At 61.3% G+C, this 23322-nt stretch carries 22 protein-coding genes and 1 tRNA gene; 13 read left to right on the top strand and 10 right to left on the bottom strand.

What is annotated here, in order from left to right; translation table 11 throughout:
* The first annotated feature begins 7 nt into the window (after positions 1-7).
* Positions 8-790: an SDR family NAD(P)-dependent oxidoreductase gene (locus UCMB321_RS04605; protein WP_040064230.1), complete on the top strand. Its 783-nt coding sequence runs from the start codon at positions 8-10 to the stop codon at positions 788-790.
* Here the strand turns inward: UCMB321_RS04605 and UCMB321_RS04600 are convergent.
* Positions 787-5664, bottom strand: coding sequence for a dermonecrotic toxin domain-containing protein (locus tag UCMB321_RS04600; RefSeq protein ID WP_040064228.1), 4878 nt, complete (start codon positions 5662-5664; stop codon positions 787-789). The two genes, UCMB321_RS04605 and UCMB321_RS04600, sit on opposite strands and share 4 nt — an antisense overlap.
* 222 nt (positions 5665-5886) lie before the next feature.
* Here UCMB321_RS04600 and UCMB321_RS04595 point away from each other — a divergent pair, with 222 nt between their 5' ends.
* Positions 5887-6192, top strand: coding sequence for a YkgJ family cysteine cluster protein (locus UCMB321_RS04595; RefSeq protein WP_040064227.1), 306 nt, complete (start codon positions 5887-5889; stop codon positions 6190-6192).
* Positions 6193-6216: 24 nt separating this feature from the next.
* On the opposite strand, the gene UCMB321_RS04590 is transcribed toward UCMB321_RS04595, so the two are convergent.
* The 6 genes from UCMB321_RS04590 to hemA form a co-directional block, all read right to left on the bottom strand.
* Positions 6217-6735 carry an acyloxyacyl hydrolase gene (locus tag UCMB321_RS04590; protein WP_040064225.1) on the bottom strand — a complete coding sequence of 173 codons (519 nt, stop codon included), beginning with the start codon at positions 6733-6735 and terminating at the stop codon, positions 6217-6219.
* Between the two features lie 108 nt (positions 6736-6843).
* Complete coding sequence (murI, locus tag UCMB321_RS04585; RefSeq protein ID WP_040064290.1) at positions 6844-7635, bottom strand: glutamate racemase; 792 nt, start codon at positions 7633-7635, stop codon at positions 6844-6846.
* Positions 7628-8383, bottom strand: coding sequence for a molybdopterin-synthase adenylyltransferase MoeB (locus UCMB321_RS04580; RefSeq protein ID WP_040064223.1), 756 nt, complete (start codon positions 8381-8383; stop codon positions 7628-7630). The genes murI and UCMB321_RS04580 overlap by 8 nt, the downstream gene beginning before the upstream one ends.
* On the bottom strand, positions 8377-9207 hold the full coding sequence (gene prmC, locus UCMB321_RS04575) for a peptide chain release factor N(5)-glutamine methyltransferase (protein WP_040064221.1): 831 nt from the start codon (positions 9205-9207) through the stop codon (positions 8377-8379). The genes UCMB321_RS04580 and prmC overlap by 7 nt, the downstream gene beginning before the upstream one ends.
* Positions 9208-10290 (bottom strand): peptide chain release factor 1, encoded by a 1083-nt coding sequence (gene prfA / locus UCMB321_RS04570; RefSeq protein WP_040064219.1) that lies wholly within the window; start codon positions 10288-10290, stop codon positions 9208-9210.
* Entirely contained in the window at positions 10287-11576 is a 1290-nt protein-coding gene (gene hemA / locus UCMB321_RS04565; protein WP_040064217.1) for a glutamyl-tRNA reductase, read from the bottom strand. Before hemA ends, prfA begins: the two co-directional genes overlap by 4 nt.
* A 185-nt stretch (positions 11577-11761) precedes the next feature.
* Between hemA and UCMB321_RS04560 the strand changes: the two genes are divergently transcribed.
* The 10 genes from UCMB321_RS04560 to UCMB321_RS04515 all read left to right on the top strand — a co-directional run bounded on the left by UCMB321_RS04560 (position 11762) and on the right by UCMB321_RS04515 (position 19935).
* Positions 11762-13486: a tetratricopeptide repeat protein gene (locus tag UCMB321_RS04560; protein ID WP_040064216.1), complete on the top strand. Its 1725-nt coding sequence runs from the start codon at positions 11762-11764 to the stop codon at positions 13484-13486.
* A gap of 4 nt (positions 13487-13490) precedes the next feature.
* Complete coding sequence (lolB, locus tag UCMB321_RS04555) at positions 13491-14108, top strand: lipoprotein insertase outer membrane protein LolB (RefSeq protein ID WP_040064215.1); 618 nt, start codon at positions 13491-13493, stop codon at positions 14106-14108.
* Position 14109: 1 nt separating this feature from the next.
* Entirely contained in the window at positions 14110-14961 is an 852-nt protein-coding gene (gene ispE / locus UCMB321_RS04550) for a 4-(cytidine 5'-diphospho)-2-C-methyl-D-erythritol kinase (RefSeq protein ID WP_040064214.1), read from the top strand.
* 34 nt (positions 14962-14995) lie between these two features.
* Positions 14996-15070 (top strand) — tRNA-Gln (locus UCMB321_RS04545).
* 46 nt (positions 15071-15116) lie between these two features.
* Positions 15117-16058 carry a ribose-phosphate pyrophosphokinase gene (locus UCMB321_RS04540; protein WP_003171603.1) on the top strand — a complete coding sequence of 314 codons (942 nt, stop codon included), beginning with the start codon at positions 15117-15119 and terminating at the stop codon, positions 16056-16058.
* A 134-nt stretch (positions 16059-16192) separates the two neighbouring features.
* Positions 16193-16783, top strand: coding sequence for a 50S ribosomal protein L25/general stress protein Ctc (locus UCMB321_RS04535; protein ID WP_040064213.1), 591 nt, complete (start codon positions 16193-16195; stop codon positions 16781-16783).
* A gap of 171 nt (positions 16784-16954) precedes the next feature.
* Positions 16955-17539: an aminoacyl-tRNA hydrolase gene (gene pth, locus UCMB321_RS04530; RefSeq protein WP_040064210.1), complete on the top strand. Its 585-nt coding sequence runs from the start codon at positions 16955-16957 to the stop codon at positions 17537-17539.
* A 22-nt stretch (positions 17540-17561) separates the two neighbouring features.
* Positions 17562-18662, top strand: coding sequence for a redox-regulated ATPase YchF (gene ychF / locus UCMB321_RS04525; RefSeq protein WP_040064209.1), 1101 nt, complete (start codon positions 17562-17564; stop codon positions 18660-18662).
* Positions 18663-18752: 90 nt separating this feature from the next.
* Positions 18753-19490 carry a helix-turn-helix transcriptional regulator gene (locus UCMB321_RS04520; protein ID WP_245220715.1) on the top strand — a complete coding sequence of 246 codons (738 nt, stop codon included), beginning with the start codon at positions 18753-18755 and terminating at the stop codon, positions 19488-19490.
* A 31-nt stretch (positions 19491-19521) separates the two neighbouring features.
* Entirely contained in the window at positions 19522-19935 is a 414-nt protein-coding gene (locus tag UCMB321_RS04515; RefSeq protein ID WP_040064208.1) for a VOC family protein, read from the top strand.
* Positions 19936-20208: 273 nt separating this feature from the next.
* Here the strand turns inward: UCMB321_RS04515 and UCMB321_RS04510 are convergent, their stop codons facing one another.
* Positions 20209-21030, bottom strand: coding sequence for a hypothetical protein (locus UCMB321_RS04510; RefSeq protein ID WP_167337417.1), 822 nt, complete (start codon positions 21028-21030; stop codon positions 20209-20211).
* Positions 21031-21673: 643 nt separating this feature from the next.
* Here UCMB321_RS04510 and UCMB321_RS04505 point away from each other — a divergent pair.
* Positions 21674-22117: a hypothetical protein gene (locus UCMB321_RS04505; RefSeq protein WP_040064206.1), complete on the top strand. Its 444-nt coding sequence runs from the start codon at positions 21674-21676 to the stop codon at positions 22115-22117.
* Positions 22118-22210: 93 nt separating this feature from the next.
* Here UCMB321_RS04505 and UCMB321_RS04500 read toward each other — a convergent pair whose 3' ends face one another.
* Together UCMB321_RS04500 and UCMB321_RS04495 are read right to left on the bottom strand one after the other, a co-directional pair.
* A complete protein-coding gene (locus tag UCMB321_RS04500) occupies positions 22211-22975 on the bottom strand; it encodes an ABC transporter ATP-binding protein (RefSeq protein ID WP_040064205.1) in 765 nt (254 codons plus the stop codon).
* 86 nt (positions 22976-23061) lie between these two features.
* Positions 23062-23322: amino acid ABC transporter permease (locus UCMB321_RS04495; protein ID WP_040064203.1), on the bottom strand; the 261-nt coding region annotated here is incomplete at its 5' end.

Here is a 23322-nt window from a genome sequence, read left to right as displayed (position 1 = left end):
GCATGGGATGAGCATTACACCTCCACGACGTGTCTGGCTCACGGGCGCCAGCAGCGGCATCGGTGCAGCCCTCGCCGAAGTCCTGCTCAAGAGCGGTGTGCAACTGGCCGTCAGCGCCCGCAGTGTCGAACCGCTGCAAACCCTGGAAAAACGTTATCCCGACCAGCTCCTGCTGGCACCCGGCGACCTGACCGACAGCCGGCAGGTACGGGAAATCGGTGAGCGCATCACCCAGACCTGGGGCTCCCTGGACACCGTGATTCTCAACGCCGGCACCTGTGAATATGTCGATGCCCAGGCGTTCGATGCCTCGATCATCGAGCGGGTGGTGCGCACCAACCTGCTGGCCAGCAGCTACTGCATCGACGTGGCCTTGCCGCTGCTTCGATCCGGCCTGCAGCCGCATCTGGTGGGCATCGCCAGCTCGGTCACCTTCCTGCCGTTGCCCCGGGCCGAAGCCCATGGCGCGTCAAAGGCCGGGATGCGCGATCTGTTCGAATCCCTGCGCATCGACCTGGCCGACGAAGGCATCGCCGTCACCCTGGTCAGCCCCGGTTTCGTCGACCCCCCGCAGGCCCGGCAAAACGATTTCCCCATGCCGCTGCGCTGGTCGGCCGAGAAAGCCGCCGACCATATCTGTGAACAGCTCAGGCAGCGGCCCCTGGAAATTGTCTTTCCGGCGCTGTTCATGGCCGGGCTCTGGCCACTCTCGCGTCGGCCCAAACGGCCGCAACCGGCCACCGGAAAATCCATGGCCCACACCTCCGGCCACGGCAAGGGCAACCCCTAAAGCCGGCGCAGTTGCTCACGTACCACGCCTTCGCGTTCCGGGGCATTGAAAAACAGCTGGCGGGCCATGCTCAGGCTGATCTCGCTGCGCCAGATCCGGAACACTTCCAAGGCCCGCCCGGGCTGACCTTGGCGGATGCGTTCAAAGCGCTCCTGCTCGGCCCGGGCCTGCGCCTTGACCCCGAGAAAACGCTCGTCCCAGCGCTTCAGATGGGCGCCATGGGCTTGTGGCTTGCCGTCCTTGCCCAAGGTGCCGCGCATCAGGAACAACTCCTCCGGGGTGATTTTCTCGGGATAATGGAAATGTGCCACCCAGATATTCTTGCCGGCCGCCTTGTCACGCACCACATACTCCTGGAGGAAATCATCCTTCCCGAGTCTTGTGCGCGGCCCGTTGCGAAAGATCTCGACCTCGTTGTGCTCCTTGAGAAACAGCAGCCGTTCGGTGTCCGGCGCACTCGACTTGGTCACGGCGATGCGCGCCAGCAATCCCTCATGCCTGACCGTCCCGGCCTGGAGACGTAGTTCAGAGGCCTGAACCTTGCCGGCGGAGACTTCGCTTTGCGCCACGGAACTGTCCGACTCGGCCAGCGCCCGGTCGATTTGCCCGGCCAGCGCCTCCAGCGCCCGCGCCCGGACTTCGAGCACATCCTGCAGATAGACCGGGTCCTTGGCGACAGGGATCTGCCGCTTGGCCATCTCGACCTCCCGGGCGGCCTGACGGATCTGGCTCTCGGCCATCTGCACCAGGCGCTTGAGACCCGGCTGCGGCAGCGGCTTGGGCAAGGGGGCGGCCGCCGGCTTGGGCAACGGCTGCCAGTAGCCGTCCTCTTCCTCGACAAAGGAATCGATCGGTTGACCGGTCTGGGGATCCATCAACTCGATGACCTCATGGCCATCCTGGGGCGTGTCCCGGACATAACCGAGATAGTTTTTCTTGCGGCGGGTACGGATGACTTTCCGGGTCTTGCCGGGTTGTCCCGACGGTAGGTCAGGCTCGTCTTGCTCTGGGGCCCGCGCCTCGATGCGCTCGACCAGGCTGCGCTCGGCCTCCTGTTGCAACTCGACCAGGCGCCGGACAAACAGATCGCCCCACACCAGCCTGGCACCTTGCGGCAACAAGCCGGTCTTGTACTCGAGCATGGCCAGCACTTCGTTATATTGACTCACACAGGTGTTGAGCACCCCGATGTCCGCCTCAGCGGACAGGGGCGAAGCGGATCGCTCATCGAGAATGGACTGGGAGGCCAAGGCACTGCGCAGATCATCGAACTTCGTCCAGATATCGGCCTCGAGCTGCTGCGGATCCAGTTCCCTGAAGCAATACAGCCCGAGCCGGCACGCCCTGATGGCTTTCAATCCAGCCACATTGCTCCCCTCGCCCCTGACCTCGCGGATGCCCTGGTATTCTGTCAAATCCCGGTTGCGATGACGGCTCAGCTCGGTAAACGCCTGTTTCTCCCGCTCCGCCCAGTCGATATACAGGTCCGCGGCGCGGTTTTCCCGTTGCTCTGCCTGTTGCCGTTCCGGCAAGACCCGGCCCGAAGCGTCCTGATAGGGCAAACGCTCCATGATCCGCTGGCAACGCGTTTCGCCGATCTTGATCGAGTCCAGGGCCAACTGCATCCCCACGACGAACCGATGCAGGCAAGCAAAGAGTGTCCCCTTGTATCCCCGCAGGAATACCGTCTCGTTCATCCGCAGCTTGTTGATCTGTTGCTCGTAGCCGTCGACAAAGACTTTTACCCGGTCGCCGAGCCGGTCTATTCGGGCAAACCACTGCGGGTCGGTATAGCGCTCGGGATTGCGTTCCATCGCCCTCAAGGCTTGCGACTCGGGAAGCAGCGCTTCTGCCCGCGTCGCCTGCTCCTCGACGCCCTCATTCCACTCCTCCATGAAGCGCGAACCGACCCGTTCCCTCTGTTCCTGCTCTCGGCGTTTTTCCTCAATCAGGGCGGCTCTTCTTTTCCCGATACTCGCTCCCGGGCGCCCCGATCCGCCGCGCAGACGCAGCTTCAAGTCCGGCGTCCATGTTCCCGCACCATCGTTTTTCAGATAGAAGCCTTCGCTACGACCGTCCGGCGCGACCACCTGGACATTGCCCTCGCTGTCCGTCTTCACCGCAAACAGCCAGCCACCGAAGTAGGCCGCCAGCCGGTTTGATTCCTTCAATCGGATCAACCCCTTCAGATCGCCGGACACAATGACTTCCCCCAGGGTCCTGGGCTCGGGCCAGGGATACGGGTAGATCTTCAAGGTGAACGAACTGACACTCGGACGCGCGGACAGCGTGCCGGGCGCCACGGGGTTGTCCAGTTTCATCGGCAGCGGCCTGTCCGGCCCTTCGCTGATCGTGGCCCGGTGCGACGGGCGACGCCCCTCGTCTATCGGGATCTGCTGCGGTGTCTTGGCGTGCGCCTGCCGATGGGCCAGCCGATGCCCGAGAATAAAGGCAATATTCACCAGTACATCGGCCCAGGCACTGGCCTTGGCCCCGGGGTCCTTTTCCTGCAGTCGTCGAAAGTCGGCATCGACACTGGCGACCACGGCGAAAATCCAGCCGGCCACCGCCGCCGGGCCGCGGATAAACATCAGCGCCACGTTGAACAGTTGCCAGCCGCCCTCCTTCAAGGTATTCCAGCGCAATTCGGCATTGGACACCGATTGCCGGTCCGCCAGGGCGATCAGGGTCCTGGCCATCGAGCCGAACAGGTGATGCAGGTAGTCGCCCTGGACCACCGCGTCATCGAGGGTGGCCGGCGCCACCGGCAACAGCGCGGCAAAATCGTCCTCGAACGAGCGCCGCAGATGGGGCTCGACAAAGCCGCCATTGGCATAGGTGCGCCGGGCCTGATCGCTCAACCAGGTCAGAATGCTGTCCTGCACCGCACCGGGTTGTTTGAGCGCCTCGAACAGGGCCGCCCACGTCGGGTATTGCAGCAGCGGCTCGACGGGAGGCGTGGGGCGGGCGTCATTGTCGTGAGGACAAAAAGCCTTGCCCGGTGCCGACTGGAACGTCTGGAAGGCCGACGCCTGTGGGCCGGCCTTGGCGAGCAGGGGACGATAGAGAATGAACGGGCCCTGGCGAGTGTCCCGCGGGCCGATGATGAACATGGACGCCACGACATCCGCTGCCGCATCGGTTTCGGCCTTGAAGGCCAGGGGGCGCAGGACGATCTCCTGGCCCGCCACCTGGCGCTGCGCCGCTTCGGGCTGCAATACCGCTTCGACATGGCGGTATCCCGCTTCGTCGAAGCCCGCTTCGCCGCGAATCTTCAGCTCCAGCGCCGTCATGGGCAATTGCACCCGCAGTTGCTCACTGAACAGGCCCTCCCGACGCCGCGCCTCATCGGCATCATCGATCAGCCGGGCCTTGAGCGCGTCCAGGTAGGTTCGCCCGATATCGACAAAAGTGACCAGTCCCTTGACGTAGTCCGGGGTCAGCCATTCGGGCAGCGGCTTTTCCACGCCACACTGGCGGATACTGATCTTCATCTTCGCATGCCGAAAGCCCCCGAGATTCTCCAGGGCAAACGCGGTCAGGCTCATCCGCACCTTTTCCACCTCCCCCAGCGCCCCTCCCGCGCCCCCAGCAACGGCCACCGCGATGACCTTGTCGAGTTCCAGACGAATATCATCGGGGTTGGCGATATCGGCAGTTTGCGGATGGTCCTCGCCCATCTTCTTGAGCAGCGCCTTGACGGCGAAGCCCGGCAGATCGCCAACGTCATCCAGAAAGGCCTGGCCGCCCGAGGCGCGCTGCACATCGGCCAGTTTTTCCAGCAGGGTGCGGTAGGTGCTGATGTCCTCGCTCGACGCCCCCAGCAACCAATGCGGCAAGCCGTCACTGAGCGCCGCCAGTTCGTCGGGCAACTCGACCAGCGCATGGGGCTCCGCCTGCACCGGCGTGAAAAACCAGTCATCGGGACGGGTGATCAGCTCGAGCCGGCGCTGGTAGTCCTCGAGCGTCCACTCGGTATCGAGCCCGATCAGCGAAATTGCCTGAAGCTGGTTTTCCAGCAGGGTTTCGGCAAGGCTGGCGAGGGCCTGCACCAGTTGCATATCCGGGTCGCCCTGCCGCCAGAGCCGATGCTCGCGATACTCGATATTCCGACCATTGGCCCGGGCACTCATGAACAAGGGCACAAGCTGTCCGAGATCCGTGGTGCCGGCCCTGAAGAGACCTTTGGCCAGACTGAGCACCAGCGGGTTCTGCTCGACTCCCCGTTCCTTGCGGCGGGCCACCAGTACGGGCAAGGCTTCAGGATAAGCGCCGCCCCAGGTGTCCTTGCTCACCGCCTGTACGCCATAGAGGGCAAATTGCTCCTCGGGCCTTTCCAGGTTGACCGACAGAAAGGCGCGATGCTGCTCACGACCGGCGGACAAAATCCGCCCCAGTATCCTGCCAAGACGGTCAAAGCGGCTGTAGCCTTGCTCATCCTCCGCGTTCCAGTAGTCGACCAGTGCCTGTTGATAGAGTTGCAGCAGGATATCGCCCCACGAGCCGAGCACGGCCTGGATGGCCGGTGCATCCACCAGAAGCCGGTCGCCGGGCAAACTGTCGAGCTTGATCTCCAGCACATGCTCGGCGCTGAAGATCGGCGCGACCCCGGTCGTGAAATGCTCGAGCACAAGGTCGATCACGGCACGGTATTGATAGCCGCCCGAGAACCTTTTTCCATCGCGCTCCAGCCATTGGAGCTTGCCGACATACAGATGCGAGGCATTGCGCTGTGGGTTCCAGCTGGAAAAAAAATACCCCTGGATGGCCGACAAGGCCACTTCCCGCAAAGTCGGCGGGTGGGCGAAAAGCGCCTTGGCCGCCTCGATCTCGTGCTCAAGCGACAGGCCCGGCAGTGTGACTGCGTCATTCATACAGACTATTCCCTTCAAACAGATCCGACAGGCTGGGTTCAAGCGCCATGCCCGGCACCCAACACAGGTGCAGGAGAAGTAGATGCCTGACACACCAAACCCATGCGGTATTCGCTTATCGTGGAAACTTCCGTAGCCCCTTCGTCGGCCAAGCCGGCTCGAACGGCTCGACGCTTGAACCTCGGGCATACAGCAGCGTGGCACTGGCATACACTGGCGCCCATGACCAAGATCCCCCTGACCGACCTCACGGAACCCGCGATCACCTGCTCTTCCTGCGCGGCCTGCTGCTGTCGACTGGAGGTTATGTTGATCACCGATACCGGTGTTCCCGAGCGCTACATCGACATCGACGATTGGGGCGGCGAGGTGATGTTGCGTCTGGACGATGGCTGGTGCGCGGCGCTGGATCGCGACAGCATGCGCTGCACGATCTACGAGAAACGTCCGCTGATCTGCCGGGAGTTCGAAACCGGCTCGGCGGACTGCCTGGAAGAACGCCGTGGGATCGCCACGGCGTATCGGTGAGTCGAAAGAAGGCGCTGAGCAGGATTACAACGGCATCGTGTAGTGCAGCGCGTAGCTTTCGATGCCGTCGTTCGGCTTGCGAATACCGGCATTGGAATAGTGGGTGGCGCGAATCCCCACTTCATGTCCGCCGGCGAAGCGCAGTCCCGCACCGATACGGTCTTCGAACAGGAAGGCCGAGCCCAGCTTGTTGTCTTCCACTTCGGTGTGGGCAAACAGCGCAACGCCGATCCCCACCTCGATGTATGGCTTGATCGACGCCCCGGCAAACTCGTAAACGAACACAGGGGAAAACGACAGGCTGTGATTGTCGGGACTCTTGTCGCCGTCCCAGTAGGTGTAGGCGCCACTCCAGTAGCCAGTCAGACGCCCCACGTCGCTTTGCCACCAGCTTTTGTCCCAGTCCGATTGCAGGCCCAGGCGATAGCTGCGGGTCGAATCGGTGGTCTGGCCCACCGAGAACTCGACACCGGCCGCTTGTACCGTAACGCCATACCCCAAGGTGACGGCTGCAAACGCAGCCAAGCAGAACAGTCGCTTCATGAGAAATATCCTACTTCCAGTGCATTTCAGGTGCAGAGGAACAACCCCGTAACCGAGCCCCGGCATCAAACATGAGGTCACGGGAATTCGTCGCTCTACGTCGACGTTTTACCCTGTGAAGCTTTGCACAACGCCGGACTTATTCCAGAGAATGGGGAGAATATTTCCAAGGTGATACGGATTCGCAGTGGTCCAGAACTGCGCCTCGCGAGCCGGCCCACGCGACAGCAGGTCGCGGGCCTCCAGCAGGCGCTGGAGTTGCCGGGCCACGGCGGCACCGGTGTCGATCAGGCTGATGGAGGCAGGAATCATCTCCAGCAACATCGGCTTGAGGAAGGGATAGTGGGTGCAGCCGAGGATCAGGGTGTCGCAGCCCGCCTCCAGCAAAGGCTCGACATAGCTGCGCAGCAGCTGGCGCAAGGCATCGCTGTGCAAGTCGCCGTCTTCGATCATCTCCACCAGGCCAGGACAGGGTTGAGTGATCACTCGCACATCGTTGGCAAAGCGGTCGAGCAAGGCGGCAAACTTGGCGCTTTGCAAGGTCCCGGTGGTGGCAAGCACACCGACCACACCGCTGCGGGTGGCCGCCGCGGCGGGTTTGACCGCCGGTTCCATGGCCACCAGCGGCCAGTCCGGGTAAAGCTGGCGCAAGTCGGCGGCACCGGCCACCGTGGCGGTATTGCAGGCGATCACCAGCGCCTTGGCACCCTGCTCGCGCAAGAAACCGGCGATCACTTCACAACGCCGGCGAATGTACGCCGGGCTTTTCTCGCCATAGGGGATATGCCCACAGTCAGCGAAATACAGTATCGACTCGTTGGGCAACAGGGCCTGAATTTCCTTGAGCACCGACAAGCCGCCGACACCCGAGTCAAATACAGCGACCGGAGCGTCACGCATGGCCGCCACCACACACGCTGCATTGCGGATCGCGCTTGACCCGCAGCTCGCGGAATTTCGTGCCCAGGGCATCGACCAGCAGCAGGCGTCCCACCAGCGGCTCGCCGAAACCGGCCAGCAGCTTCAAGGCTTCCAGGGCTTGCAGGCTGCCGACCAGCCCCACCAGCGGGCCGATGACGCCGGCTTCGCTGCAGGTCAGTTCGGCTTCGCTGCCGTGCCCGTACAGGCAGTGGTAGCAGGGGCTTTCCGGGCGACGCGGATCGAACACCGAGAGTTGGCCTTCGAGGCGGATCGCCGCACCGCTCACCAGCGGCTTGCCGGCGGCCACACAGGCCGCGTTCACCGCCTCGCGGGTGGCGAAGTTGTCGCAGCAATCGAGCACCAGGTCCACCGCCGCCACCGCGACGCCGAGAGAATCGGCGTCCAGGGCCTGGCGATGGGCGACCAGGCTGACCTCGGGATTGATGGCCGCGAGCCGGCGCAGCGCCGAATCGACCTTGGTCGACCCGACGCTGTCGGTGTCGTGGATGATCTGGCGTTGCAGGTTGGTCAGCTCGACCGTGTCGAAGTCCGCCAGATGCAGTTCGCCGACCCCCGCCGCCGCCAGGTAAAGCGCCACCGGGGCGCCGAGGCCGCCAAGGCCGACAATCAGTACCCGGCTGTTTTTCAGACGCAACTGGCCGTCGATATCGACCTGTTGCAACAGGATCTGCCGGCTATAGCGCAACAGCTCCTGATCACTCAGCACGATAGGCGCCCCAGACTGATACGTTGATGGCCACCCAGGTCGGTACGGCTGTGAACCTCGCTGAACCCTTGGGCCGAGAGCAATTCGCGCACGGCTTCGGCCTGGTCGTAACCGTGTTCGAGCATCAACCAGCCATCGGCCTCCAGGTGCGCGGGCGCCTGGGCGATGATCAGGCGCAGATCGTCCAGGCCATCGGTGCCGGCCACCAGGGCGCTGGCGGGCTCGAAGCGCACATCGCCCTGCGCCAGGTGCGGGTCGGTCGAGGCAATGTACGGCGGGTTACTGATGATCAGTTGAAAACGCCGGCCCTCCAGGGCGCTGAACCAATGACTGCTCAACACCGCGGCGTTGTCCAGACCCAGGCGCTGGCGATTGCGTTCGGCCAGGGCCACGGCTTCCGGCACGCGGTCCACCGCCGTCACCCGCCAGCTCGGACGCTCGCTGGCCAGGGCCAGGGCAATCGCGCCGCTGCCGGTGCCCAGGTCGAGCACTGACGCCGGCGCCTGTGGCAGCAACTCAAGGGCGGCTTCCACCAGCAGTTCGGTGTCCGGGCGGGGAATCAGGGTATGCGGCGCGACTTCCAGATCCAGCTTCCAGAACCCCTGCTGGCCCAGGATATAGGCCACCGGCTCGCCGCCACGACGACGTTGCAGGAACTCGGCAAAGGCCTGCGCGGCTTCGCTGCTGACGATCTTTTCCGGCCAGGTGTGCAGGTAGCTGCGGGATTTGCCCAGGGCCGCCGCCAACAGCAGTTCGGCGTCCAGGCGCGCGGTCGGCGAATCAGGCAGCTCGGCGGTGCGCAGCAGGCTGGCAATAATGGTCATTCAATCACCCAAGGCGGCCAGTTGATCGGCCTGGTATTCGGCCAACAGCGGCTCGATGACGGCTTCCACGCCACCGGCCAGCACTTCATCCAGCGAGTACAGGGTCAGGTTGACGCGATGGTCGGTCACCCGGCCCTGGGGAAAGTTGTAGGTCCGGATGCGCTCGGAGCGGTCGCCCGAGCCCACCAGCAGCTTGCGCTCGCTGGCGATGGCATTGGCCGCGGCCGTGGTCTGCTGGTCGTTGAGCTTGGCCGACAGCCAGGACATGGCGCGCGCCCGGTTCTTGTGCTGGGAACGCTCTTCCTGGCATTCGACCACGATCCCCGAAGGCAAGTGGGTGATGCGGATCGCCGAGTCGGTCTTGTTGACGTGCTGGCCACCGGCGCCGGAGGAGCGGTAGGTGTCGATGCGCAGGTCCGCCGGGTTGATCTCGATGGCTTCCTGTTCGTCCGGCTCGGGCAACACCGCGACCGTGCACGCCGAGGTGTGGATGCGCCCCTGGGATTCGGTGGCCGGTACGCGCTGGACGCGGTGGGCACCTGATTCGAATTTCAGCTTGCCGTAGACGTTGTCGCCTTCGACCCGGGCAATGACTTCCTTGTAGCCGCCGTGCTCACCCTCGTTTTCCGAGAGGATTTCCACCCGCCAGCCACGTTTCTCGGCATACCGCGAGTACATGCGGAACAGGTCGCCGGAGAAGATCGCCGCCTCGTCGCCGCCGGTACCGGCGCGGATTTCGAGAAACACGTTGCGGCCGTCGTTGGGGTCCTTGGGCAGCAGCATGCGCTGCAGGTTGCCCTCCAGTTCGACCAACTGTTCCTTGGCTTCGCGGACTTCCTCGACGGCCATTTCGCGCAGGTCCGGGTCGCTGTCCTTGAGCAGCGCCTGGGCGCCTTCGAGGTCGGACTGCACCTTCAGCACCTGCTGGTAGGCCGCGACAATCGGTTCTACTTCGGCGTATTCCTTGGAATAGGCGCGGAACTTGGTCTGATCGGAAATGACTTCGCCATCGCCGAGCAAGGCGGTCAGTTCCTCGAAACGGTCCTGGAGGATGTCCAGCTTATTGAGCAGTGACGCTTTCATTGCGGTTTCTTATCCGAAAAGCTATCCGATGAGCCCTCACCGAGGGCAAAGAGTTCCTGGGCCATGGCCAGCGCATCGAGGCGGCCTTCGGCGGACAACTTTTTCAGTTGCACGCTGGGCGCATGCATCAACTTGTTGGTCAGGCCACGGGCCAGTTGCATCAGCACCTCTTCGGCGCTGCTGCCGTTGGCCAGCAGACGCTGGGCCTTGTGCAATTCTTCGTCACGCAGGCGTTCGCTCTGCTGGCGGTAGGCGCGCAACACATCTACCGCGGCCAACTCGCGCAGGCGCGCCATGAAGTCGTCGACCCCATTGCTGACCAGCGCTTCGGCGGCTTGCGCGGCGCCCTGGCGGCTCTTGAGGTTCTCGGCGACCACTTCGTGGAGATCGTCGACACTATAGAGGTAAACGTCGTCCAACTCGCCGACTTCCGGCTCGATATCCCGGGGTACGGCGATGTCCACCATGAAGATCGGCTTGTGCTTGCGCAGCTTCAAGGCACTTTCCACCGCGCCCTTGCCGAGGATCGGCAACTGGCTGGCGGTGGAACTGATGACGATGTCGCTGTGCACCAGCTCCTGGGGGATGTCGGCCAGCAGCACCGCATGGGCACCGAACTCCTCGGCCAGGGTCTTGGCGCGCTCCAGGGTCCGGTTGGCCACCACGATCCGCTTGACGCCCTGCTCGTGCAGATGGCGGGCGACCAGGGTGATGGTTTCGCCGGCACCGATCAGCAGTGCGCTGCTGCGCTGCAGATCGCTGAAAATCTGTTTGGCCAGGCTGACGGCGGCAAAGGCCACCGACACCGGGTTCTCGCCGATGGCGGTGTCGGTGCGCACCTGCTTGGCAGCGCTGAACGTGGCCTGGAACAGGCGTCCCAGCAACGGACCGATGGTCCCCGCCTCCCGTGCCACGGCATAGGCGGACTTCATCTGGCCGAGAATCTGCGGTTCGCCCAGCACCAGCGAATCCAGCCCCGAGGCGACGCGCATCATATGACGAACGGCGGCATCATCTTCGTGCACGTAGGCACTGGCGCGCAGTTCGTCGAGACTCAGGTGGTGATAATCCGCCAGCCAGCGCAATACCGTGTCCGCCGCGATGTGGTCCTGCTCGATATACAGTTCACTGCGGTTGCAGGTGGAGAGGATCGCGGCTTCACGGCTGTCGGTGAGGCGGCACAGCTGCTGCAGGGCCTCCACCAACTGCTCGGGGGTAAAAGCCACGCGCTCGCGCACGTCTACGGACGCCGTCTTGTGGTTGATGCCGAGTGCGAGGAAGGCCATTCAGGGTCGCTGATGATGTCGATAAGCCGACAATTGTCCACCTTCGACTGATTCAGGACAACCATTGCCGACTATTGTCCTGATGTAACCTTGCTATAAATGTCCGCTGAGCGTCACAGGTATGGTTCTGCCCGCTGCTTGTGTCATGATGACCTGACCCGCAGGTAAGTTGTCCTTCTCCCAATATGAATAGATCCTCCGCGTTGCTCCTCGCTTTTGTCTTCCTCAGCGGCTGCCAGGCCTTGGCACCCGTGTCGTCGAGCCGTACGCCAGCGGCCGAGGAGACCACCCCGGCCCCGGAAAAGCCCAAGGTCTACAGCTCGTTCACCGAGGATACGGTGTTCAGCCTGTTGAGCGCGGAGCTGGCCGGGCAGCGAAATCGTTTCGATATCGCCCTGGATAACTACGTGACCCAGGCGATCAATACCCAGGACCCGGGCGTTTCCGAGCGAGCCTTCCGTATCGCCGAATACCTGGGCGCCGACCAGGCCGCCCTCGACACCTCGCTGATCTGGGCAAAAAACGCCCCGAACGACCTCGAGGCGCAACGCGCGGCGGCCATCCAGCTGGCACGCGGCGGGCGCTACGACGACGCCATGGTCTATATGGAGAAGGTCCTGCAAGGCAAGGGCGACACCCATTTCGACTTTCTCGCCCTGTCGGCCGCCGACACCGACCAGGACACCCGCAACGGCCTGATGAAGAGCTTTGACCGCCTGCTGGTCAAGCACCCGAAAAACAGCCAGCTGATTTTCGGCAAGGCCCTGCTGCTGCAACAGGATGGCGACACCCAGGGCGCCTTGACGCTGCTGGAGAAAAACCCGCCGGAAGAAGGCGAAATCGCCCCGATCCTGCTGCGCGCCCGCTTGCTGCAAGCGCTCAGCCGCGGCAAGGAAGCCTTGCCGATCCTGGAAAAAAACATCAAGAAGTACCCGGATGACAAGCGTCTGCGCCTGACCTATGCGCGCATGCTGGTGGAACAGGACCGCATGGCCGATGCCAAGACCCAGTTCTCCAACCTCGTGCAGCAGTATCCGGAAGACGACGAATTGCGTTTCTCCCTGGCGCTGGTCTGCCTCGAAGCCAAGGCCTGGGACGAGGCCAAGGGCTACCTCGAACAACTGATCGTCCGCGAAAGCCATGTCGACTCGGCACACCTGAACCTGGGCCGCATCGCCGAAGAACACAACGACCTGCAGACCGCCCTGGACGAATACGGGCAGGTCGGGCCGGGCAACGACTACCTGCCGGCGCAACTGCGCCAGACCGATATCCTGGTCACCACCGGGCGCGGCGCCGAGGCGTCGAGCAAACTCAAGAGCGCCCGCGACGAGCAGCCGGACTATGCGATCCAGCTCTACCTGATCGAGGCCGAGATCCTCTCCGCCAACCATCAGGGCGATCGTGCCTGGAGCGTCCTGCAACAGGCCCTGCTGCAGTACCCGGATGACCTGAACCTGCTTTATACCCGGGCCATGCAGGCGGAAAAGCGCAACGACCTGGCGCAGATGGAGAAAGACCTGCGCGCCATCCTCAAGCGCGAACCCGACAATGCCATGGCGCTGAATGCCCTCGGCTACACCCTGTCGGACCGTACGACCCGCTATGCTGAGGCCAAGGAGCTGATCGAGAAGGCTCACCAGTTGAATCCGGAAGATCCGGCGGTACTCGACAGCCTCGGCTGGGTGAATTTCCGCCTGGGCAACCTCGACGAAGCCGAACGCCTGCTGCGCCAGGCCCTGGAGCGGTTCCCCGACCAGGAAGTCGCCGCGCACCTGGGCGAAGTCCTGTGGAGCAACGGCAAGCAACGCGAAGCCCGGCAAATCTGGGGCAAGTTCCTCAAGGACCAGCCCGACAGCCCACTCCTGCGCAGCACCATCAAGCGCCTGACCGGTTCCGAGACTCTGTAAATCTATGTTCCTGCGCCACCTCATTGTTTTCAGCCTGATCGCCCTGCTCGCCGGTTGCGCGGGCTTCGGTACCCGTGAGTCCGTCGAAGGCCACGGCGACCCTGCCCTGTGGACCAAACACAAGCAGCAATTGAGCAGCCTCGACGGCTGGCAGATCAATGGCAAGGTCGGAATCCGCGCACCGAAGGATTCCGGCAGCGGTACCCTGTTCTGGCTGCAACGCCAGGATTACTACGATATCCGCCTGTCCGGCCCACTGGGGCGTGGCGCCGCGCGCCTGACCGGACGTCCCGGCCAGGTGAGCCTGGAGGTCGCCAACCAGGGTCGCTACGCCGCGAACAGCCCCGAAGCCCTGCTCCAGGAGCAACTGGGCTGGGAGTTGCCGGTGTCCCATCTGGTCTGGTGGGTCCGCGGCCTCCCCGCGCCGGACAGCAAAAGCCGCCTGAGCCTGGACAGCGACAGCCGCCTGGCCACCCTGGACCAGGATGGCTGGCAGGTCGAGTACCTGAGCTACAGCCAGCAGAACGGCTACTGGTTGCCCGAGCGCGTCAAGCTGCACGGTCGCGACCTCGATGTCACCCTGGTGATCAAGGACTGGCAGCCGCGCCAGCTGGGACAGTGACATGAGCGCTGCCCGCCTGACCCTGCCCGCGCCGGCCAAGCTCAACCTGATGCTGCACATCCTCGGTCGCCGTGCGGACGGCTATCACGAATTGCAGACCCTGTTTCAGTTTCTCGACTACGGCGACGAACTGAGCTTCGCGGTCCGTGACGACGGCGTGATCCGGCTGCACACCGAGTTCGACGGCGTGCCCCACGACAGCAACCTGATCGTGCGCGCCGCGAAAAAACTCCAGGAACAATCCGGCAGCGCCCTGGGCGTGGATATCTGGATCGAGAAAATCCTGCCCATGGGTGGCGGCATCGGTGGCGGCAGCTCGAATGCCGCGACCACCCTGCTCGGCCTCAATCATCTCTGGCAACTGGGCTGGGACGAGGATCGCCTGGCCGGCCTGGGCCTGACACTGGGCGCCGATGTCCCGGTTTTCGTCCGCGGGCACGCGGCTTTCGCCGAGGGCGTGGGGGAAAAACTCACCCCGGTCGACCCCGACGAACCCTGGTATGTCGTGCTCGTTCCGCAAGTCTCTGTAAGTACAGCAGAAATTTTTTCAGATCCGCTGTTGACACGTGACTCCGCGCCCATTAAAGTGCGCCCCGTTCCCAAGGGAAACAGTCGAAATGACTGCTTGCCGGTTGTTGCAAGGCGTTATCCAGAGGTACGTAACGCTTTGAATTTGTTAGGTAAGTTTACCGAAGCAAAATTAACCGGCACTGGAAGTTGTGTGTTTGGGGCCTTCCCAAACAAAGCTGAAGCTGATAAAGTCTCGGCCCTTCTTACAGAGACCCAAACAGGGTTTGTGGCAAAGGGAAGCAACGTTTCGATGTTGCATCGCAAGCTGCAAAGTCTGCTCTAGGAATCGAGTACAGGGTACTCGTTGCAACAGATACAGGGGCGTCGCCAAGCGGTAAGGCAGCAGGTTTTGATCCTGCCATGCGTTGGTTCGAATCCAGCCGCCCCTGCCATTTTCCTATACTCATCCAGGTTACCCTCAGCCTTCAGGTACTGCGCGTGTCCAAGATGATGGTCTTTACGGGGAATGCCAACCCCGATCTGGCTCGGCGTGTCGTACGTCAGCTGCATATCCCACTCGGTGACATTTCTGTCGGTAAGTTCTCCGACGGCGAAATCACCGCTGAGATCAATGAAAACGTCCGCGGTAAAGACGTCTTCATCATTCAGCCGACTTGCGCTCCGACCAACGATAACCTGATGGAACTCGTCGTGATGGCTGATGCCTTCCGCCGTTCCTCAGCCACTCGAATCACTGCGGTGATCCCTTACTTTGGTTATGCCCGTCAGGATCGCCGTCCGCGTTCCGCGCGTGTGGCAATCAGCGCGAAAGTCGTCGCTGACATGCTCACCGTCGTCGGCATCGACCGTGTTCTCACGGTTGACCTGCACGCAGACCAGATCCAGGGTTTCTTCGATATTCCGGTAGATAACATCTACGGCTCCCCCGTTCTGGTGGATGACATCGAAGATCAACGCTTCGAAAACCTGATGATCGTGTCTCCGGACATTGGCGGCGTCGTGCGTGCACGGGCTGTTGCCAAGTCGCTGGGCGTGGATCTGGGCATCATCGACAAACGTCGTGAGAAGGCCAACCACTCCGAAGTGATGCACATCATCGGTGACGTCGAAGGCCGCACCTGCATTCTCGTCGATGACATGGTCGACACCGCCGGCACCCTGTGCCACGCGGCGAAAGCCCTCAAGGAACATGGCGCTGCCAAGGTCTTTGCCTACTGCACACACCCTGTGCTGTCGGGTCGCGCGATCGAGAACATTGAAAATTCCGTGCTGGACGAGCTGGTGGTGACCAACACCATCCCGCTGTCCGCTGCCGCACAAGCCTGTGCACGTATCCGTCAACTGGATATCGCACCGGTAGTCGCCGAAGCGGTTCGCCGCATCAGCAACGAAGAATCGATCAGCGCGATGTTCCGCTAAGGGCCCTGCCCGGCAGACACCTCGTTGACGTAAAGCGCCCCGCCCCAACACCCATGTTGGGGCGGGGCTTTTTTGCCCATACCGCTCACGTCGGTCGCAGACGTGACGGGACATGGCTATTTTGGAGATACAAAATGACTGATTTCATCCTGAACGCCGAAGCGCGTAACGACCTGGGGAAAGGTGCGAGCCGCCGCCTGCGTCGTCTCGCCAACCAGGTTCCTGCCGTTGTCTACGGTGGCGACAAGGCTCCTGAGTCCATCACCATGCTGGCCAAAGAAGTGGCCAAGCTGTTCGAAGACGAGGCTGCTTTCAGCCACGTGATCGAACTGAACGTCGGCGGCACCAAGCAGAGCGTGATCGTTAAAGCCCTGCAGCGTCACCCAGCCAAGCAGTTCATCATGCACGCCGACTTCGTTCGCGTTGTTGCCGGCAAGAAACTGACTGCTACCGTTCCTGTGCACTTCATCAACGAAGCAGCTCCAGTGAAGAAAGGCGGCGAGATCTCCCACGTTGTGGGCGAGATCGAAGTGTCTTGCGAAGCCAAGGACCTGCCTGAGTTCATCGAAGTCGACCTGGCTGACGCCGAAGTGGGTTCGATCATCCACCTGTCGAACCTCAAGGCTCCGAAAGGCGTTGAGTTCGTCGCACTGGCTCACGGTAACGACCTGGCTGTTGCCAACGTTCACGCGCCACGTGTTGCACCAGAAGCCGCTGCCGAGTAATCGTTTACTCCGCAACGTCGGAGTCATGGAAACATCGCGAGCTGGCAAGTAGCGAGTAAAGCGGGCGGGATCGCGAAGTTTGCATCATGTAAATGAGCACGTTTCGTCCACCTTCGCCGCTACGCCGAATAGCCGCGATGTTATCCACAACTCCGAGGAAGGGCCCCTGTCGTGACTGCCATCAAACTGATCGTTGGCCTGGGAAATCCAGGCACCGAATACGAACAGACCCGGCATAACGCGGGGGCCCTTTTTGTTGAGCGCATCGCCCACGCCCAAGGTGTCAACCTGGTGGCCGATCGCAAATATTTCGGCCTGACCGGGCGCTTCAGTCACCAGGGTCAGGATGTTCGTCTGTTGATCCCCACCACCTACATGAACCGCAGCGGCCAGGCCGTGGCGGCATTGGCTGGATTCTTCCGCATCACGCCCGAAGAAATCCTGGTGGCCCACGACGAGCTGGACTTGCCTCCCGGCGTCGCCAAGCTCAAACAGGGCGGCGGACACGGCGGGCACAACGGCCTGCGCGACATCATCGCGCAGCTCGGCAACCAGAATACCTTTCACCGCCTGCGGCTTGGCATTGGCCACCCGGGCGTTGCCAGTATGGTTTCAAATTTTGTCCTGGGTCGTGCGCCACGCGCCGAACAGGAAAAGCTCGATGCCAGCATCGATTTTGCCCTCGGCGTGCTGCCGGATATCCTCGCCGGGGAATGGAACCGAGCGATGAAAAACCTGCACAGCCAGAAGGCCTGACTCTTATCCGAGGGGAAACACCATGGGATTCAATTGCGGCATCGTCGGCCTGCCCAACGTCGGCAAATCCACCCTGTTCAACGCCCTGACCAAATCCGGTATCGCGGCGGAGAACTTCCCCTTCTGCACCATCGAACCGAACAGCGGTATCGTGGCGATGCCCGACCCGCGCCTGCAGGCCCTGGCCGAGATCGTCAAGCCCAAGCGCATCCTGCCGACCACCATGGAATTCGTCGACATCGCGGGCCTCGTGGCCGGTGCGTCGAAAGGTGAAGGCCTGGGCAACAAATTCCTCGCCAACATCCGCGAGACCGATGCCATCGCCCACGTGGTCCGCTGCTTCGAAGACGACAACGTGATTCACGTCGCCAACAGCGTCGACCCCAAGCGCGACATCGAGATCATCGAGCTGGAACTGATCTTCGCCGACCTCGAAAGCTGCGAGAAGCAACTGCAGAAAGTCGCGCGCAACGCCAAGGGCGGCGACAAGGACGCCGTGGTGCAAAAGGGCCTGCTGGAGCAGCTGATCGCCCACTTCACCGAAGCCAAGCCGGCACGCAGCCTGATGAAGAACATGGGTGCCGACGAAAAGGCGGTGATCCGTGGCTTCCACCTGCTGACCACTAAGCCTGTGATGTACATCGCCAACGTCGCCGAAGACGGCTTCGAGAACAACCCGCTGCTGGACGCGGTCAAGGCCATTGCCGAGGAAGAAGGCGCGGTGGTGGTGCCGGTGTGCAACAAGATCGAAGCGGAAATCGCCGAGCTGGACGACGGTGAAGAGAAGGACATGTTCCTTGAAGCCCTGGGCCTTGAAGAACCTGGCCTGAACCGCGTGATCCGTGCCGGCTACGAAATGCTCCACCTGCAGACCTACTTCACCGCCGGTGTCGAGGAAGTCCGCGCCTGGACCGTGCGTGTCGGTGCGACCGCGCCACAGGCCGCCGGTGTGATCCACACCGACTTCGAAAAAGGCTTCATCCGCGCCGAAGTGATCGCCTACAACGACTTCATCCAGTACAAGGGCGAAGCCGGGACCAAGGAAGCCGGCAAATGGCGCCTGGAAGGCAAGGATTACATCGTCAAGGACGGTGATGTGATGCACTTCCGCTTCAACGTCTAACTGGTCCGTATTAACTCACGACGGTCCAATTTGGCCCAGTTCTGAAGAAGCCCTGTAGATACAGGGCTTCTTTGTTTCAGGGCGTGTCAGATGTGGTCGCTATTAATGTCACGTTCAGAACGCCTGCTCCATCTTTTGCAAGTTTTGCGGCGCTATCGCCGCCCAGTGAGCGGCCAGGTATTGGCAAACGAGCTTGGCATCAGTATCCGTACCTTGTATCGGGATATCGCTAGCCTGCAAGCCCAGGGGGCCATGATAGAAGGCGAGCCGCGTATTGGGTACGTCATGAAGCCGGGCTTCATGCTGCCACCCTTGATGTTTGGCTCAGAAGAGCTTGAAGCCTTGGTCTTGGGCATGCGCTGGGTGGCGGACCGTTGTGATCGCACCCTGGCCGAGGGCGCACTGAATGTATTGGCCAAGGTTTCGTCAGTATTGCCTTCCGAATTGCGGCGGGAGCTGGAAGAGTCGGCACTGCTTGTCGGCGCTCCCTTGCAGAGACCAAATAACCCTCCGTCTCATGACATCCTGCGCAGCGCTGTACGTTCTGAACTGAAGCTGCGGATCACTTACATGGATGGTGACGGCATTCAGACGCAGCGCGTGGTATGGCCGTTTGCCTTGGTCTATTTTGACCAGTCCAGAGTGTTGATGTGCTGGTGCGAGCTGAGAAACGGCTTCCGAAATTTTCGTACTGACCGCATATTGGTAACGGACGAGACCAATGAGCGCTACCCCAAGCGCAGAGCCGCTTTGCTACGCGAGTGGCGCAAAGCCCACCAGGAAGCGAGTAAAACTATACTGCCAGAATCTGACAGGATTGGATCTTAAACTGAGCCCTCTTTCAAATCAGGAGCTCAAGATGAAGTTCGCATCGGTACGTGTGGTCACGCAGGGTCTCGAAAACATGATCACCTTTTACCAGCACCTTTCCGGCATCACGGCAAACCGTCCGGCAGAAGGTTTTGCAGAAATCCACTTCAACGGGGCGGTACTAGCCCTTTCCTCTGAACGCCTGATTACCCTGTTCAATGCAGGGGCCGCAAAAGCAGCAGCCAATCAATCAGCGATACTGGAGTTTGAAGTAACGGACGTGGATGCAGTACTCGAACGGATAGCTGATAACGGCGTCAATGTCGTCATGCCGACAACGACAATGCCATGGGGGAACCGCTCGCTGCTGTTACGCGATCCAGATGGCAATCTCGTGAATATATTCTCCCGCCCCACCAATCAGTCCGTGAACTTCCCAGGTAATTTGGTGACCCCTAGGTGACGCAAAGGTCTGCGACGGGGCGGCTGCCGACATCCAACTCGATTGCGTTGCACCTGATATATTGCGCGAATGCATCGGATAGGCGACCGGGTATGGAACCGGGTAACATTAGGTTTACCGAGTGGAATTGCCGCATGAATGCTGGATAAATTGGGGCTATTTCTCGTTTAACGTGTAAGCGTTGTCGGAATCGAAGAAGCCGCGTTGATACGCGGCTTTTTTGTGGGCGCTCCGATACGACTTACAATCGGAGAGGCCCTCACCATCGGTGACTCATCGGAGGCAGTTCAGATACTCAGCTCGCTGCACAGGCTCCGGCAGGCTTATCGGTTTGGGAAAGTCAGCATCAGCCGTCATCAAGTGACCGATGTCCATGTGACCCCAGAGCCAGCCTTTATGAAGTTCACGGCTAAAGCAGGTAAAAAACCGCTCCTTGTCACCCCATGTCGGCTGCCATGCCGTATCCATCAAGGTTCGGGCCGACGCACTGTTGCCGGAATAGATGTACGTCAACATGTCGTGCCATAACAGGGTGGGCGGCCACGGTTGTTTGCTATCGACCTCCTCCGTCAAGAGCTCCTGCGCATCTTCCTCCAACTCGACATTCGATGGCGCCGGTTTGCGCATGCTATCGACGTCCAGTACATAGCGTCCTTGTGCGGTATCCCAACTGAGCGAGATCGGCGGTGCAGGACTACCTGCGAATGAGTGATGCCAAAACGCGAAACTGAAATCGTAGAAGCCCAATGTCGGCCCGCCATGAGCGACCGCTTGCATATCGATCTGATCCGAATTGAGAGCCTGGATATCTTGCATATGCAGCGTTGGCGAAAAACTGATGATGTGCAACGTATCGCAACAATTAGCGCCACCACTGAAGCCTTGCACGATCATATTCGGTGCATGGGTGGGATCCGGGTCGGTATAGAGCACGTAGAAGTGGACGTCGCGGAGCGTGATCGGCTGGGAACCTTCTCGCGTCAAGGTCACGATTTCTTCGGCGTAATCCGACTCGGACTCCGGCTCCAGTTCGGACACCTGGATGCTCGTATCGCCGACGGTTGAACTGATCAGCTTCTTGGGCTCGGCTTCCACAGCCCAAACCTGGCTCACCGCAAGACACAAAAGCCACGCGGCACACCGGCGCATAGGCCGGATGCGTTTAGGGCAAAGAGAGAGAAACATGCGGCTTCCTGTGGTTGCCCTGATCTATTGAGCGTCAGTGTAGGCTGGACAGGGCAATCGGATAAAGGCTGCCAACTTCACTCGCCACGCCCCTACAGCGCGCCGTTTTCGTTTCTGGATGTGGACCGAGCTGTAGTGGTCAACTAACCCCGGACACGACGTTATTTTTTTCTCGGTCTGAGCGGGTATCAGCTCATCATTGAATGGGTGTTGCTCGGCAACCCAGTCAATACGCGAAATAGCCCGCCGAAAAAACTCATATTTCCCACACGTTTCAAGCATGGGAGAATATTGCGTGCGCTAAACGCCAGGGCTACTGTTCACGTGTCGCTGCAAATTCAGCGATACGGGCTTGGACACCCGGTGAAATACAGGGCGCACAGCGCCGCGAAAGCGGCTTTTTTGTATTCGCTTTTTATGGCGGGCTGTGTGCGGGACACTTTCGAGTGTGCCGGGTTACCTGTTTTCCCGGTTGTCCAACCTGCGCACAGTTCGCCACCCATTCGCTTGGACACGAACGTGGTGAGCTCCTTTTACAAACAGGAGATTCAACATGGACAAGAAGCTCGTTCCCGATCCGCCAACCGTTCGCAAAGCCCCCAGCACTGCCGACAAAGGCCTGTACCTGCGTAAACTCTCTGATACCCCTTCTAACGAACCTGAGCCGGCCCCGGCAAACACCCCCCGTTTGCTCGACACCCTCGCATTCACTTGCTCCAAACCCGTCATCCCCGAAGCCCCATACAAGCCCACGCTGTTTGCCATTCAACCGGGCATCAATGCCCAGGACGCACTGACCTACGTTTCGAATCTGCTCGAAACGGCGGAACTCAATGGTGACGAAATCAGCCTACATACCAACCCGGTGGAACGGGCGTTGTTCTGGGGCATGCTGCATTCGGTGGAGGTAGCGCGTGCGGTGGTAGATGCCCTGCTTGAGGGCACGTCCCCGTCTCGTCAGCTATCGCCCGCATCGGACAACCATCCGATTGATTGAGGCGGTTCCGCCAAGCTGAAATGAGCTAATTTGCGTATCAGCTCAAATCAGCTCACAACTGAGCTGATTTGAGCCATAGTCCCGCGGCAGTGCTTACTTCAGGTTGCCGCTGAGGAACTGCTGCAAACGCTCACTCTTCGGATTGCCCAGCACCGCTTCAGGTGCGCCCTCCTCCTCCACTCGCCCCTGATGCAGGAACAGCACCTGATTCGAGACTTTGCGGGCGAAGCTCATTTCGTGGGTCACCATGATCATGGTCCGGCCTTCTTCGGCCAAGCCCTGGATCACCTTGAGCACTTCGCCCACCAGCTCCGGGTCGAGCGCCGAGGTCGGTTCGTCGAAGAGCATGACTTCCGGCTCCATCGCCAAGGCGCGGGCAATGGCGACACGCTGCTGCTGACCGCCCGACAGGAACGCCGGGTACTGATCCGCCACCCGGGCCGGCAGGCCAACCTTGTCCAGATAACGTCGAGCCCGGTCCTCGGCCTCCTTCCTGGCGACACCCAGCACCCGACGCGGGGCCATGGTGATGTTTTCCAACACGGTCATGTGGCCCCACAGGTTGAAGTGCTGGAACACCATCGCCAGGCGGGTGCGCAGGCGCTGCAGCTCGGCATCGTCGGCCACGTGCATGCCATGGTGGTCCTTGACCATGCGAATCGACTTGCCGTCCAGGGTCATGGCACCGTCATTCGGGGTTTCGAGAAAGTTGATGCAACGCAAAAAGGTGCTTTTGCCCGAGCCGCTGGCGCCGATCAGGCTGATCACGTCACCGGTCTTGGCTTTCAGTGAAACGCCCTTGAGCACTTCGTGGCTACCGTAACTCTTATGCAGTTCTTCAACAGTCAATTTGTACATGTGCGCAAGCATCCTCTAAGGGAAAATGGGTCGCCGCTGCGTAGACGTCACAAGCGGCGACAAAGCCCACGGCGGGGCGCTAAGTCCTAGTGGGCCGGGCCCAGAAAAGCCAGCCAACGACGTTCGGCAACGCGGAACAGCCCCACCAACGCAAAGGTGACCATCAGGTAGATCAGCGCGGTCACGGCAAACGTCTGAAAGGTCATAAAGGTCGCCGCGTTGGCGTCCCGGGCGATTTTCAGGATGTCCGGGACGGTGGCGGTGAAGGCCACGGTGGTCGAGTGCAGCATCAGGATCACTTCGTTGCTGTAGTAGGGCAACGAGCGACGCAGGGCCGAGGGCATGAT

The sequence above is a fragment of the Pseudomonas batumici genome (genome assembly GCF_000820515.1).
Lineage (GTDB): Bacteria > Pseudomonadota > Gammaproteobacteria > Pseudomonadales > Pseudomonadaceae > Aquipseudomonas > Aquipseudomonas batumici.
Note: the sequence above shows the minus strand (reverse complement) of the source record. Positions and strands in the feature narration are given on the sequence as shown.